A 13712-nucleotide genomic window follows, 5' to 3' on the forward strand; every position below is an offset into this window, starting at 1 on the left:
GGGGCCGTGGCTCACTGTGGAGGTGTCAAGGTGCCGTGTCGCTCAGTCCTGCGTCGGGGTCTTCTTCCGGATGAGCAGCAGCGCCGTGCCGCCGATGACGAGCAGCGCGAGGGCGGTGCCCGCGATCATCGGGGTGGCTCCGGAGCCGCCGGTCGCGGCGAGGTCGGTGCCGCCGGCGGACGTGTCGCCGCCCGCCGTGGCCGGGCTCGGCTCACTGAGCGTCTGGGCCGCGTCGCCGCCCGCGCCGCTTTCGGTCTCGCAGTCGAGCACGCCGGTGAAGCGCTTCTCGAAGCCGTTCGGGCCCTCGATCGTGAAGTCGTACGCCTGATCCTCCTGGAGCGGGATCGTCACCGTCTGTGTCACCCCCGCCTCGACGGTGTGCTCCACTCCCATCAGCTCGAAGGTGAACGGCTCGTCCCCCTCGTTGGCGGCCGTGATGTCCACGCCGGACTTCGCGCAGTTCTTCCGGGCGGACAGCGCGGGTATCGCGCCCTTCTCCGCCCAGGTCGCGGTCGCCGTCGCGGAGACCGTGGACTCGCTGGAACCCGCGAGTATCTGGGTCTGGCTCCGGGTCTCGGAGGCGAAGGCACGGCCGACGGGCACGGTCGTCGACGCCTGCACGGTCAGCGCCGCGGAACCGTCCACCGTGTCCTGCGGCACCTCGAAGTAGAGCCGGCTGCCGTCCGTGGCCGAGGTGACCCGCTTGCCGTGCTGGTCGACGATCTTCATTCCGGCCGCCGTCGCGTCGGCGGGCGGGGACACCGTCACCTTGTCCGCGTTCGTGTGCACCGTCACCGGGCCGAGCTTCCCGCCCGCGTGACCGGAGACGGCGGGCGGGTCGAGGGTGAGCGAGGCTCTGGGCTCCGTGAGGTTGCGTGCGCTCCGGTGCAGATAGTCCGCGAGCTTCTCCGCCCGCGGGCTCACGGCGTCCACGTCGGCGCCGTCCGAGTACCGCCAGATGGCGACCTGGGTGCCGGCCGCCGCGTCCTGCTCGGTGAGGCCGCTCGCTCCCGCCTGGCGCGCCAGCGCCGCGAGATCGTTGACCTGCGGGTAGGAGTTCTGCAGGATCCAGCGGATTCGGCCCGCGTCCGCGTTGCCGTTGAGCGAGGTGCCGCTCCAGGGGGTCTCCTGGTACTTGGCGTCCTTCTGGGTCGGGTTGTGCACGTCGACGCAGTAGGTCTGGAGCATGCCGCCGTTGTCGACGGACATCTCGAAGAGTCCCGCGGAGACTTCCAGGTCCCCGTCCGCGTCGTGGATCACGGCGTCGCCGTACGTCTTCAGGCCGCCTATCGTCGCGGTCGCACCGCCCTGGCTCTGCGGGGTCTCGTCGGCGACGGCCGTGCCGGCGGTGGCCATCGCCCCGGCGGCGACGAGCCCCGACACCAGCGTCGCGGCGGCGAGGCGTGCGGCCCCTCGCCTGCGCGCGGACGACGCAGAGAACGAAGAAAACACAGAATTCCCCTTCGAGCAGGACCCGTTGACGTGGGGGAACGGTCCCACCAGCAGAATCAGAAGCCCCATGAGCTATGCCCGGCATCCTAGGGAGACGGCACACCGCTCTCCCCAGTCATGTCATCCGATAACCGATCCGACTCGGAATCGTTATCGCTGAGAAGGCCCTGTGAGCTGGGCGTATCGACAAATCCATGAAAACCGTTCGGCACGCCGACGCCGATAAGCCGTACGCCGGGTCAGTTCGGTCCGATCTCTGACATCACGTCACCCGGCGGGCACCGGTTGCTCCTGCGCCGCCGACGCGGTCCGGCTCCCCGGATCCGTCTCCCACTCGGGCTCCGCACGGGATGCGGCGGGAACGCCGGACTCCCCCTTGCCGGACGGGCGACGGAATGCCGACGTCCCTCGCGACAGGTCGTGACCGACCGCCACCGCGTCGATGTCCGCCGACGTCCGGCTCTGCCCCTCGCGCACCTCGGTGCGCACCTTCAGCCTGCCCTGCACGATGACCGGGTCGCCCACCGAGAGGGACGCTCCCACGTTGGTCGCGAGCGCCCGGTTGGCCCACACCGTGAAGAAGTTGGTGTGCCCGTCCGTCCAGGTGCTCTTCTCGCGGTCCCAGTACCGCGCGGTCACGGCGAGCCGGAAGCGGGCCGAGGCCCCCGACCCCAGCTCCCGGTACACCGGCTGCGTCGCCACGTTGCCCACCGCGCACACCATGGTCTCGTTCATCCCTAACCCCTCCCTCACCCCGGCTGCCTTGCCGGGCGGATGGCGAGCAGGCGTACAGGCCCGGCCCGTACGGCTGCGTCCGCCGCGGCGATCACGTCGGTGCGATCGCCGTGGGACCAGACTGCCTCCGCTGGGCCGGGCCCGCTGAGCGCTGTGGACCGTCGCCGGGTTGTGGACAACTCCGTCACCCGAAGGAGGAGTTCCGCCGTTCCGCGAGACTTCCGGCTCCGCACGGGGGCTCGGCACACCCACCCCCGCCCCCGCCCAGCAGCCGCTCCACCCGCAGGTCACCCCCGCCCACGGCGCGGCCCCCGCACAGGGGGCCCCTAGACCCGCGTCCCCACGACCCTCCCGAACTGCTCCCGCACCTCCCGGTACCGCAGCAGTTCCGCCGCCACCGGGTCGAGTACCCGGGCCCGTCCGCACCCGGCGGCCGCCTCCCGCAGCCGCCGTTCCGCTTCGAGCCCGTATCTGCGCGCCGGACCGCGCGCCGCCAGCTTGCTGCTCCACTCCACGACCGGACCACCGACGATGCCCGCCACCATCAGCAGCACCGGCACACCGAGGTTCGGCGCCATGAACCCGATGATCTGACCCAACAGCCACAGCCCACCAACGATCTGAAGAATCGTCATGGCGGCCTGGGCGAACACCGCCACCGGCCACCAGCCGGGCCGCGGCGGCCGCCCGGGCGGGCCTCCCACACGTACCGCGAGTTCGTCCAGCGCCTCCGGCAGCCCCTGCGCGCCCCGGGCGGCCGCCTCACGCACCGCCTGCGCCCAGGGCACCGGCAGCCCGTACGCCGCCCGTTCCGCGACCGTACGCACCGCCTGCTCGACGCGCTGGCGCGCGGTGGCCTCCTCGTCCGCGGGCGCCCGCAGGGGCAGCCGCCCGGTCGGGGGTTCGCGCCGGTCCTGGTACCAGCGCCACAACCTCAGCCAGGGAGTGCCGCACGCGCGGTTCGCGTTGCGCAGCCACGCGCGCTCGGCCGCGTCCCCCGCGGCGGTGGCGCCCACCGCGTCGGCGAGCCGGTCGGCGAACTCGTCGCGTGCCTCCTCGCTGAGCCCGGCGCGCCGGCCGGTCGCGTAGACGGGCCACAGCCGGGCCGCTGCCACGTCCAGGTCGGCGCAGATCCGGCGTGCCGCGGCGCCGCGCTCGGCCACGAACTGACCCAGCGCCTCACGCAGTTCGCCGATCCCGTGCCCGGTGAGCCCGGACACCGCAAGCACGGTGGCGCCCGGCTCGCCGTACTCCCCGAGGGCGACGCCGTCCTCGTCGAGCAGCCGCCGCAGGTCGTCGAGGACCTGGTCGGCGGCCTCACCGGGGAGGCGGTCCACCTGGTTGAGGACCACGAAGGTGACCTCCGCGTGTGCCGCCATGGGCCGCAGATAGCGCTCGTGGAGTACCGCGTCCGCGTACTTCTCGGGATCGACCACCCAGATGACCGCGTCGACGAGCGCCAGGATGCGGTCCACGTGCTCGCGGTGCTGGACGGCCGCCGAGTCGTGGTCGGGCAGGTCCACCAGGACGAGCCCGCGCAGCTGCGACTCCGCCTCGGGGCTCTGCAACGGCCTGCGGCGCAGCCGTCCGGGGATGCCGAGCCGGTCGATGAGCGTGGCCGCGCCGTCGCTCCAGCTGCACGCGATGGGGGCCGCCGTGGTCGGCCGGCGTACGCCGGTCTCCGAGATGGCCACCCCGGCGAGCGCGTTGAAGAGCTGGGACTTGCCGCTGCCGGTGGCTCCGGCGATGGCAACCACCGTGTGCTGTCCGGAGAGTTTGCGCCGGGCCGCCGCCTCGTCCAGGACCCTGCCCGCCTCGGAGAGTGTCCTGTTGTCGAGCCGGGCACGGGACAAGCCCACGAGTTCGCGCAGGGCGTCGAGACGCGAACGCAGCGGCCCGTCGTACGCGAGAGGGGCGGGCGGGGCCTGGACTGCGGTCCTGGTCTCTACCACGGGTGCCTCCTGCGGGGTGTCCGTCTCGGACACCCGCCGCGCGATCAGTCCGTCGTCCCAGCCGGGCCCGGACTCCGCCCCGGCGGCCTCGTCGGCGCGGTCGTCATCGTCCCGGCCGCCGCGCTCGTCCTTGTCGCCCCTGCCTTTCCTGGAGATGAACCTGATCGGTTTGATCGACCTGCCGGACCCCGGGGCGGTGTCGTCCTCGGCGCGCGCGGGCCGCGGTGCCGGCTCCTCGCGCTCCACGCGCGCGTGGCCACCGTTGGAGGAAGCGTCGCCGGCGCGTCCGCCCTCGGAGGGTTCCCGTGCCGGACGCCCGCCGCTCCCGGCCTCCGCGGGGGCTCCGGCTTCGCGACGGGCACTCCCGTGGAAGTCGTCATCGGAAGTGCCGTCCCTGGGGAGGCCGTTTCCGGAAGTGCCGTCCCCTGAGGGGTCGTCTCCGGGACGGTCGGCGTGATCCGTGCGGTCAGTGACGGCGGTCACAGCGGTCACCTCTCCTTCTGCAGTACGGACAGCGCGGCGATGAGTTCGGCCTGGGGTTCCGGGTGTACGTCGAGCGCGTCGAGGGGCGCGAGACGACGCTCGCGCTCGGTGTGCAGCGCCTTGTCGAGGTAGTCGGTGAGCAGGCGCCCGCCCCGGTCCCGCAGCCGCAGGGCGCCGTGCGCGCCGATCCGCTCGGCGAGCCCCTCACCCGCGGCCCTCCCCCGGCGGCCGCCCAGGAGCGTGGTCGCGACCAGGGCGGCGACCACCTCGGCGTCCGGTGCGACGCTCTTGTCGAGGTCGCGGATTTCCTCCTCCGCGTACTCCTCCAGGACCCGCCGCCAGCGCCGTACGGCCATCCCGACGCGGTGCTCGGCGCTCTCCAGGGTCGGGTCACGGTCCGTCAGCCCCGGCGCAGCGGCCGCGGGTTCCCGCCGCCAGGCCTCGTCGATCCGTTCGTCGGCGGCGGTGACGGCGCACAGCACGAGCGCTCCGAGGCTCTCGACGAGCGCGTCCAGCAGTTCGCCCGCGGTGCAGTCCAGCGGATAGGCGCGCCAGCGCTTCAGCGCGTCCCCGGCGAGCACGGCCCCGGACTGCAGGCGGCCCCGCACGCGCGCGTACTCGCTGTCGTAGGCCCCGTCCACGGCGGCGGTGAGCCGCAGGGCGGCGGCGTACTGAGCGGCGGCCGCGGCGGCCAGTTCGGGCATCCGGGACTTCAGCGAGTCGAGGACGCCGTACGCGGTGCGGGCCATCGCCTGGTGGCGGGCCGCGGGATCCTGGACGTGATGGATGAGCCAGGTCCGCAGCGGCGCGACCGCGGTCGCCGGGAGGAGCCCACCACCCCAGGCCGACTCGGGCAGTTCGGGCACGGTGAAGCGGGGCACGTCGCCGAGTCCGGCCTTGGCGAGCAGGGCGCCGTACTGCCGTGACACCTCGGACACCACCTGGTGGGGCACCCGGTCGAGCACGGTGACCAGGGTCGCCTGGTTCTCCTTGGCCGTACGCAGCAGGTGCCAGGGCACCGCGTCGGCGTACCGGGCGGCCGTGGTCACCATGACCCAGATGTCGGCGGCGCAGATGAGTTCGGCGGCGAGGACGCGGTTGTCGGCTACCAGCGAGTCGACGTCGGGCGCGTCGAGCAGGGCGAGGCCCGGTGGCAGCGTGTCGGCGGTCTCGATGCGCAGCACCCGCTCACCGCGTTCGACGGGTGTGTGCATGTCGTCGCCCGGCTCCTGATGAGGCACCCACACGCGCGTGAGGTCGGGCAGCACCCGCATCCCGCTGAACCAGTGATGGTCCTCCGGGTGACAGACCAGCACCGGGGTGCGGGTGGTCGGCCGCAGCACTCCCGCCTCGCTCACCCGGCGCCCCACGAGGGAGTTCACCAGGGTCGACTTGCCGGCCCCGGTGGATCCGCCCACCACGGCCAGCAGGGGTGCTTCGGGGTCTCTCAGCCTGGGCACCAGATAGTCGTCGAGCTGTGCGAGCAGTTCGTCGCGGTTGGCACGCGCGCGTGGAGCCCCGGCCAGGGGCAGCGGGAAGCGTGCGGCGGCGACACGGTCGCGCAGGGCGGAGAGTGCGTCGAGCAGCTGAGGCCGTACGTCCAAGGTCACCACATGCGAAGAATGCCCAATTTTGGAGGCTTTCTGAAGCATATGGACATGCCTGCGCGCCGACAGGACACAAGGGGGCGGAAGGGATGACTGGGGCGCAGGCATAACGAGTGCACAACACCCGGTGCGCCAGAGGCCAAAAGCGGTGCACGATTCGCACCTGCCTGCGATTATCAGGACCGCTTCACCGAACCTCCACATCGAGCCACGGAGGGGAAGCATCAAGGACAAGGACGCGGGAGCCCTATCCTTGTCCCCGGCACCGTCACGGATCAGCCCACACCCGGGCAACACCAGGACACAGGCCACCACACCCGGCCCCCGTAGCTCAGTGGATAGAGCAGGCGCCTTCTAAGCGCTTGGCCGCAGGTTCGAGTCCTGCCGGGGGCGCCACTGAGAGCCCTCCTCCCGGGAGGGCCTTTTTGCTGTTCAGGGCACGCTCCCCGCGCCATGACGAAGCCCCGGACACTCCCCCGGCGATTAAGGGGAGGTTCCGGGGCTGTCCGGCCGTCAGCAGGTCCTCGCGGGTGGCTCATCTTGCCACCGGGCGCCCAAGAACCGTTTCTCCCGGTTCCCGGCCCCGCTCTCCGGAGCTTTCCCCGTCGATAAGGGTGACGCAGCGCTGATCACCGTTACCACCCGTGACCGGACGCGTTGAAGGGAAGTGCGGTCGCGTTCGTGCGGCCGCGCTCACCGAGTAGAAGGAGAACGTGATGTCCCGCATCGCGAAGGCAGCCACTGTCGTTCTCGGCACCAGTGCCGTGGTCCTCAGCGGAGCCGGCCTGGCCTCCGCCGACGCCGACGCCAGCGCTGCCGCCGTCGGCTCGCCCGGCGTCCTGTCCGGCAACGTCCTGCAGGTTCCGGTCCACGTGCCGATCAACCTGTGCGGGAACACGATCAACGTCGTCGGCCTGCTGAACCCGGCGTTCGGCAACACCTGCATCAACAAGAGCGGTGACAAGCACTACCACCAGCACGACGACAAGAACGACAGCGGCTACGGCCGCTGACCGGCCCGCCCACGCGTAACGACCCCCGGCAGTGGTACCGCCGGGGGTCTCGCACGACAGGGGGCCGGCGCCGGTCACGCGTACCGGTAGATCCCGCCGACGTCCTCGAGCTGATTGGGCGTCACGTTCCACGGAGGCATCGCCTCGTGCCGCGCAACGATCCGCCCGTACTGTGAACTGCCCGGCCCCGGCGGGCTCGCGGGCAGGTAGCGCGCTCCGCGGTGCTTTCGCTGCCAGCGGGTCCAGAGCAGATCCACGAAGGCGTGGTGCAGCCAGAAGACCGGGTCGTTGACGGAGGCACCGCCGAGCATGTGCCCGCCGACCCAGCGGTGGACGCGGTTGTGGTTGCGCCACGCGCCACTGCCGCTGCCCGTCCCCCATCCCTCGAGTCTGTTGCGGAACCCCCGCGCCGACGTCGAGTTCCAGGGGTGCGCGTCGTAGACCGGATCGTCCAGAGCGCGGGCCAGCTCGGCCGCCGTCGGCAGCTTGATCGGATCCCGGGGGCGGCCGAAGTCACGGGTGAGGTACTCGACGTCGGTGACCCCCTCCTTGATCTTCCACTTCCCGTTCCCGTAGGCGAAGGGCCCGCTCATGACCCGGTGGTCGGAGCGCCGGCCGTTGCCGCCGAGCAGGTCCGCCGTCCAGGGGGCGGCGGACGGCGTGCGGCTGCGCGTCCAGTCCCAGTAGGGCACGGTCACCGAGGGGTCCACCCGCCGCAGCGCCCGCTCGAGGTCCAGCAGGAATCTGCGGTGCCAGGGCAGGAACGACGGGGCCATGTGGGCCGTGCGCAGACCGTCGTCGCCGTCGGAGACGTAGTACTCGATGTGCATCCGCACGAAGTCGTCGTACTCGCCGCGGCGCTTGATCTCCAGCAGCGCCGCGACGAACCGCCGCCCTTCGGCGCGGGTCAGGGAACTGACGTCCCTACGCGTGTACACCATCGTGCCTCCCCCCGGCCGCGAGGTCGCGCAGGTGCTGGGCGCCGCCCAGTTCGTCGACGGCCGCGCGCGCCGCGGCGAGCGGGGTGGGGTAGGACTCGTAGTGGTCCACCATGCTCAGATACGAGCCGTCGGCACGCCGCATGAGATGCAGCGGCCGCCCGTCGACGGTGACGTGCCATTGTCCGCTGTCGTAGGCGGCACGGCCCGCGACGGAGTAGACGCCGTGGATGTGGCGCCCGCGGTACGTCTCCTCGAAGGTGTCCGCCACGTCGCGGGGGTCGGACACCACCTCGTCGCTCCCCGACGGCCTCGACGCCGCGACGACGGGGACCGCCGAGACCGCGACGAGCGAGGCGAACATGGCGCGCATGACGTTCCGGCGGGTTCTGTTCCCGACCTCCACCGGGCCGGTCGAAGGCACCGGCACTCTGCTGACGGACATCGTTCTCTCCTTGTCGGATCCCGTGGCGGTGGCCGCCCGGTGGGAGGCGGTGCCGGGGTCCTGACCGCCGGAGCCCGGCCCCTGGTGGGGTTACTCGCCGAACCCGAGGTTCATCCCCGGCGCCGTCTGCAGCGTCGGAGTGAGCACCCCGGCCTGAGGGAGCTTGGGGTCGGGGAGGCCGAGGTGGCCAGGGTTGGGCGCGGTCAACGGTGCGTCCGTCGACACGCCCGGGGTGAGCGTCCTGAGGTCGGAGGCGGGCGCGTCGACGACCAGGTGCTCGAAGTCGTCCCCGAGGGCCTGCGGGAGCGGCGCGTCGACGTCCGCACCGAGCAGCGCCGTGCTGATCGGCACTTGCGGGAGGGTGCGTTCGGGCAGGAGGTGGCCCGTGACGTACCGGGGCCCGTTCGGGCTGCCCGGTACGGGCACCGGCAGCTCTCCGGCAACCCTGGGCAACTCCATGCCGAGGGCACGCTCCGCGCCGCCCAGCGGGACCGGGACGGGGACGGCGGGGGCCGCGAAGGCGGGCGTCGCCGCCGCGCCGACGGAGGCCGCCACACCGGTCAGGACGGCGGCGAGGGTTGCTCGAGTGGTGGACTTCATCTCAGGTACGGTCCCTTTCAGGATTCGGGGCAATGCGTCCGTACCACGTAACGATCCCGACAACGGCATCAGCGCAAGATTCCCCCGTCCGACGTAGTAATCGGACTGGCGGTCGGGCGCCTCTGCGGCCGTGCGACTCCGCGAATGCGCGGCTTGACGCCGGTCCGGCCGCCACACCGGTACGACGATCAGCTCGTCCAGAAGTCCCACCAGCCGGTCAGGATCTCACCGGCCGGTCAGGATCAGCACCGTCGTCGGCCGGGCGGCGGCCGCCATCAGGTGTGCGCGCCGCGGGCGGGCAGGAGCACGTGCGCCGCGCTGTTCAGGACGTCCTCGTCACCCGCGAAGGCGGTAAGGCTCTCCGGCGCGACGGGCTTGCCGGGCTCCGCCTCGGGCCACGGGCGGGTAGCGAACAGGAAGTAGGTGTAACCGCGTTGCTCCACCGCGGCCAGCCACTCGGCCGGCACCGCGCACCGGGCGTTGAGGTACGGCATGTCGATCACGACCTCGCTCCCTTCGACGGAGAGAGTGAGCGGCAGGTCGGGCCGCTGGGCGCCGTCGAGGATCTCGTCCTCCGTCAACAGGCCGTTCCCCCGCAGGAGTTCCTCGACCGCGGCCGTGGAGCCCGCCGGGCCGCCCTCGCCGTCACCGAGGGTGTAGGCAAGGAGGTAGGGCATGTCGCCGTCGGGGGCCGCGCCGCTGAACGCCATGACGACGAGCGTGCCGAGGTCGGCGGCGCGGAAAGGGCGGGTGTGGCTTGAGGCTGAGGTCACCGCAAGACCCTATCCAGGCACCGGAATTCGTCCGGCCGCCTCGTCACTCTCCGGGGTGACACCCCGCGGCCGACCACTCGAACGAGGGGGAGGGTCGAACAGGGGTGAGGGCCGGTTCCACGAGCCGGAACCGGCCCCTGGCGTCGGTACGCCGCCGGGTGCCGGCACGTCACCTCACCCGTCGGCGTACGGCGTCACTTGTTGACGCAGACGTTCCCGAACGCGGGGTTGAGAAGGCCGACGACGCTCACGGTGTTGCCGCAGACGTTGACCGGGATGTGGACGGGAATCTGAACGACGTTGCCGGAGAGGACGCCAGGGGAGTTGATGGCGGCACCTTCGGCCTCGGCGTCCGCGAACGCGGTGCCCGCGGCGGCCCCCATGGACATTCCCACGGCGGCGACAATCAGAGCGGCCTTCTTGACACTGTTCATCATCGGTCCTTTCTTGAAGGTTTGCTCCAGCCTATAAACGGCCCGCGCACCTTTCCGTCAGGACACGCGATAAAATGAACCGATTAACCGTTGAGAGGAAGACCGCCGAGCAGGAGATCCGACGGGCTCGTGGCCGTGTTCAGGGCCTTCGTCGCGCCCTTCGCGGTGCTGAGCGCGGAGTCCTTGTTCTCGGTGTCGAGCGCGTTCGACTGCTGCTTCAGGGGCTGCAGGTCCTCCACATCCAGCGAGCGCTGGCTGCCGATGGTCTCGATGGCGCCGTTCAGGCCCCCGTTGAGGCTGGTGGGCGCGGGGTCGTACGCGAAGGCGGGAGCGGCGGCGCCCGCGGCGACCAGGGAACCGGCAACGACAGCAGCAGCCTTCAGGGACTTCATCGCGTTCCTTTCTTCGACGACTCGCGTCGCCAGGAGGAATTCCGTACAGACATTGCTCATGCCTGGTCTCTCGACTTCGCCCTGGTCAACGATCCCCGCCGCGACCGGAAACCCCGCGCCCGGTAAATTCCTCGACACCACCCGAATGAACGGCGTGTTCCATTCTCATATAAGACAACCGCCGCGTCGGCCGCTCCGACGGCACGACGGCGGGGTGCCGACGGGTGCGCTCGCGGGTCGTCTCAGGCGCGGGCACCCGGACCCAGCAGCGACAGCAGCTCGTTCTGCGGGAGAGGGGAGGAGCCGGGGAGGGTGTCCGTCAGGCCGGAGGTCTCCGAGGCGGCGGTGCTGCCGCTTCCGGTCGCTGTGGAGACGACGACGTCGACGAGACCGGTCACCAGGCTCGTGGCCGCCGGCACCACCTTGCCGAAATCACCCGAGTCGATCACCTCCAGCAGGTTGTCCAAACCGTTCCGCAGCTCCGCGAGCAGGTCGGTGTCAATGTCCGCGGCGTCGATGTCCGCGGCGTCCTCGTCCCGCGCGCCGGGGACCTCCGGCGTCTCGTCCGAGGGCTCGGTGGTGGCGTCCCGCACCGGGTCGGCCGACGCCTCCGCCGTGGCCTCCTCGGTGATCTCGGCGATCGCGGTCTTCGCGGCGTCGCCGAGCGCCGCCGCCTCGTCGTCGGAGAGACGGCCGTCGTCCGTCGTGAGCACCGCGCTGAGCAGGTCGGTGACCGGGTTCAGCGCCCCGTCGAGGCCGGCCAGGGCCGCGACCTGGTCCAGGAGCCCGTCCGCGCCTGGGACGGGAGCAGCCGCGTGGGCGCGGCCAAGCGCCGAGTCGCCGTCGGCCGCCGCGGCGGCCGGAGCGGCGACCCCGAGCAGGAGCGTGGCGCAGAAGGCGGAGGACGCGATGCGCCGTGCGGGCATAGCACGCATGGATGTTCCCTTCGATGGTCGCGAGGAGCTTGTGATCACCGTGTGAGCGGTGATCTTCCCTTGCAACCGAACGGCCCGGCCCCCCGTACCCGCCCCGCACCGCCGCCACGAACATCGCCCCTGGTGAGACGCCGTTTCCCGGCGCGGCTGCCCCCTCCCTCCATGCGGATACCTCCTCCGTCCATCAGGGGCAACGCGGACCGGCCGCCCTCCCGTCGGGGAGAACGGCCGGCAGAAGGGTCCGGACTCGGCGTCAGTCGTTGACGCAGACGTTGCCGAACGTGGGGTTCAGCAGGCCGATCACGTCGACGGTGTTGCCGCAGATGTTGACCGGGATGTGGATCGGAACCTGAAGGACGTTGCCCGACAGCACGCCAGGGGAGTTGACGGCGGCGCCGTTCGCCTCGCTGTCGGCGGCGGCGATGCCGGCGGTGCCCGCCACAGCGGCGGCGGCAACGGAGGTCAGGGCCAGGCCCTTCGCGATACGCGACATGGAGAGGTGCTCCTTGGGAGTCGACACAACAACCGGGCGGAGATGCCCGGCGCTGTGTCAACGCGCGGCTCTCGCGCGGGTTGTGCCTCCAAAGGAGTGACGTCCCGACTGCCCGACTTCACCATTCCGACACACTTGGGATGTTTCATCAAATACCCACCAATACCGGCTAGAGTTGCGCTCCTCCCGGGGCCGCTTCGACGCCCTGGACAGGACGGGGGAGTCGGCGCGACATCGGTGCGATCCGCACACGGTCGCCCCTCCGCCGGTCCGGAACCTTCTCCGCTCGGAAGGGCAACGCCGAATGCGTAATTCCCCGAGTCGTCTGCTGCGCCGTGCCTTGGTGGGCTGCCTCGCCCTGACCTCGCTCTGGGCACCCGGCGGCCTCGCGACGGCCGCCCCGGCCGCCGCGGAGGCCGAGAGCCTCGCGTTCACGCAGCGGTATCACGCGCTCCAGCACGGCGGGATCGTCCGGGCGGCGAACTCGTCCATCACCTGCCGTACGGCACCCGCGCGCGGCCCGAAGTCCGGCCGCACCTCGCGGGCGTCCTCGTGCACTGCCGCGCGAGCGGGTAAAGCGGCCGCGAACAACGACTTCGACATGTTCTACATCGACGTCGACAAGGACCGGAACACCTACAACTCCAGCCGGGGCGAGGTCCGTCTGCCCAAGGGCGCGCGGGTCACGTACGCGCGCCTGTACTGGGGCGGCAACCTGCGGGTGGGCGAGCAGAAGCCGCCGAAGGACAACGCGCGGGTGCTGGTGGCCGAGCCGGGCGGGGCGTACAAGGCCGTGCGGGCGGACACCGTCGTAGGGCACCGGGTGGCACGCGGGGCGGACGCGTTCCAGGCCTCCGCGGACGTCACCGGGCTGGTGCGGGCGAGCGGTTCGGGGCTCTACACGGTGGCGCAGGTCAACGTGGCGATGGGCCGTTCGGCGGCCGGCGCCTGGGGCGGCTGGACGCTGATGGTGGCGTACGAAAGGGAGTCGGAACCGCTGCGGCATCTGGCGATGTGGGACGGCTTCGCCCCGCTCGGGCCGGGCGCGGACCAGGTGATCGGGGTGCGGGGACTGCCGCTCGGCAGGGGCGCCCGCGGCCGGGCCGGCCTCGTGGCCTACAACGGGGACGCCGGCCGCGACGGCGATTCGCTCATGGTGTCGACCGGGCGCGGTGCGACGGCTCTGAGCAACGCCGCCAACCCCGCCGACGACGTGCTGAACTCCACGATCAGCGAACCGGGACCGGCTGCCGCGAAGCGCACGCCCGCCTACCGGAACACCCTCGGCTACGACTCCGATGTCTTCGATCTGGGCACCGCCCTGCGGCGCGGCGGTGACCACTTGGCCTTCCGGCTCGTTGCGCAGCGGGACGCGGCCTGGGCCGGGGCGCTCTTCGTCGCTGTCGACGCCAAGCAGTGACGCGCTCCCGCCGGCGCCGTCCGTGAGCGAGGAACCGCGT

General features: G+C 71.7%; 14 protein-coding genes and 1 tRNA gene. 3 read left to right on the top strand and 12 right to left on the bottom strand.

Annotation, left to right across the window (positions count from 1 at the left end; translation table 11 throughout):
• Positions 1-42: 42 nt before the first annotated feature.
• The 4 genes from ACFYP4_RS06775 to ACFYP4_RS06790 form a co-directional block, all read right to left on the bottom strand.
• The gene (locus ACFYP4_RS06775; protein ID WP_358849880.1) at positions 43-1452 is read right to left on the bottom strand and encodes a TQXA domain-containing protein; all 1410 of its coding nucleotides are present in this window, start codon (positions 1450-1452) and stop codon (positions 43-45) included.
• 267 nt (positions 1453-1719) lie between these two features.
• Positions 1720-2187 (bottom strand): single-stranded DNA-binding protein, encoded by a 468-nt coding sequence (locus ACFYP4_RS06780; protein WP_358849879.1) that lies wholly within the window; start codon positions 2185-2187, stop codon positions 1720-1722.
• 326 nt (positions 2188-2513) lie between these two features.
• Positions 2514-4631 carry a GTPase gene (locus ACFYP4_RS06785; RefSeq protein ID WP_388783403.1) on the bottom strand — a complete coding sequence of 706 codons (2118 nt, stop codon included), beginning with the start codon at positions 4629-4631 and terminating at the stop codon, positions 2514-2516.
• Positions 4628-6235 carry a dynamin family protein gene (locus tag ACFYP4_RS06790; RefSeq protein WP_358849877.1) on the bottom strand — a complete coding sequence of 536 codons (1608 nt, stop codon included), beginning with the start codon at positions 6233-6235 and terminating at the stop codon, positions 4628-4630. The genes ACFYP4_RS06785 and ACFYP4_RS06790 overlap by 4 nt, the downstream gene beginning before the upstream one ends.
• Before the next feature lie 314 nt (positions 6236-6549).
• Here ACFYP4_RS06790 and ACFYP4_RS06795 point away from each other — a divergent pair.
• Positions 6550-6625: transfer RNA gene (locus ACFYP4_RS06795), tRNA-Arg, on the top strand.
• A gap of 320 nt (positions 6626-6945) precedes the next feature.
• Positions 6946-7242 (top strand): chaplin, encoded by a 297-nt coding sequence (locus tag ACFYP4_RS06800; protein ID WP_358849876.1) that lies wholly within the window; start codon positions 6946-6948, stop codon positions 7240-7242.
• Between the two features lie 74 nt (positions 7243-7316).
• Here ACFYP4_RS06800 and ACFYP4_RS06805 read toward each other — a convergent pair whose 3' ends face one another.
• From ACFYP4_RS06805 to ACFYP4_RS06840, 8 genes are all read right to left on the bottom strand, one after another.
• Entirely contained in the window at positions 7317-8183 is an 867-nt protein-coding gene (locus ACFYP4_RS06805; RefSeq protein ID WP_388783407.1) for a tyrosinase family protein, read from the bottom strand.
• Positions 8167-8625: a tyrosinase family oxidase copper chaperone gene (locus ACFYP4_RS06810; protein ID WP_358849874.1), complete on the bottom strand. Its 459-nt coding sequence runs from the start codon at positions 8623-8625 to the stop codon at positions 8167-8169. The genes ACFYP4_RS06805 and ACFYP4_RS06810 overlap by 17 nt, the downstream gene beginning before the upstream one ends.
• A gap of 90 nt (positions 8626-8715) precedes the next feature.
• Complete coding sequence (locus tag ACFYP4_RS06815) at positions 8716-9225, bottom strand: hypothetical protein (RefSeq protein WP_358849873.1); 510 nt, start codon at positions 9223-9225, stop codon at positions 8716-8718.
• 275 nt (positions 9226-9500) lie between these two features.
• Positions 9501-9998: a DUF5949 family protein gene (locus tag ACFYP4_RS06820; RefSeq protein ID WP_358849872.1), complete on the bottom strand. Its 498-nt coding sequence runs from the start codon at positions 9996-9998 to the stop codon at positions 9501-9503.
• A 194-nt stretch (positions 9999-10192) separates the two neighbouring features.
• The gene (locus ACFYP4_RS06825) at positions 10193-10432 is read right to left on the bottom strand and encodes a chaplin (RefSeq protein ID WP_358849951.1); all 240 of its coding nucleotides are present in this window, start codon (positions 10430-10432) and stop codon (positions 10193-10195) included.
• Positions 10433-10515: 83 nt separating this feature from the next.
• Entirely contained in the window at positions 10516-10824 is a 309-nt protein-coding gene (locus ACFYP4_RS06830) for a hypothetical protein (RefSeq protein WP_358849950.1), read from the bottom strand.
• Positions 10825-11066: 242 nt separating this feature from the next.
• Complete coding sequence (locus ACFYP4_RS06835) at positions 11067-11759, bottom strand: hypothetical protein (RefSeq protein WP_358849871.1); 693 nt, start codon at positions 11757-11759, stop codon at positions 11067-11069.
• 253 nt (positions 11760-12012) lie between these two features.
• On the bottom strand, positions 12013-12252 hold the full coding sequence (locus ACFYP4_RS06840) for a chaplin (protein WP_358849870.1): 240 nt from the start codon (positions 12250-12252) through the stop codon (positions 12013-12015).
• Between the two features lie 304 nt (positions 12253-12556).
• Between ACFYP4_RS06840 and ACFYP4_RS06845 the strand changes: the two genes are divergently transcribed.
• A complete protein-coding gene (locus tag ACFYP4_RS06845; protein ID WP_358849869.1) occupies positions 12557-13672 on the top strand; it encodes a DUF3344 domain-containing protein in 1116 nt (371 codons plus the stop codon).
• The last annotated feature ends 40 nt before the right edge of the window (positions 13673-13712 follow it).

It is taken from the genome of Streptomyces sp. NPDC005551 (assembly GCF_042871785.1).
In the GTDB taxonomy this organism is placed as follows: Bacteria; Actinomycetota; Actinomycetes; order Streptomycetales; family Streptomycetaceae; genus Streptomyces.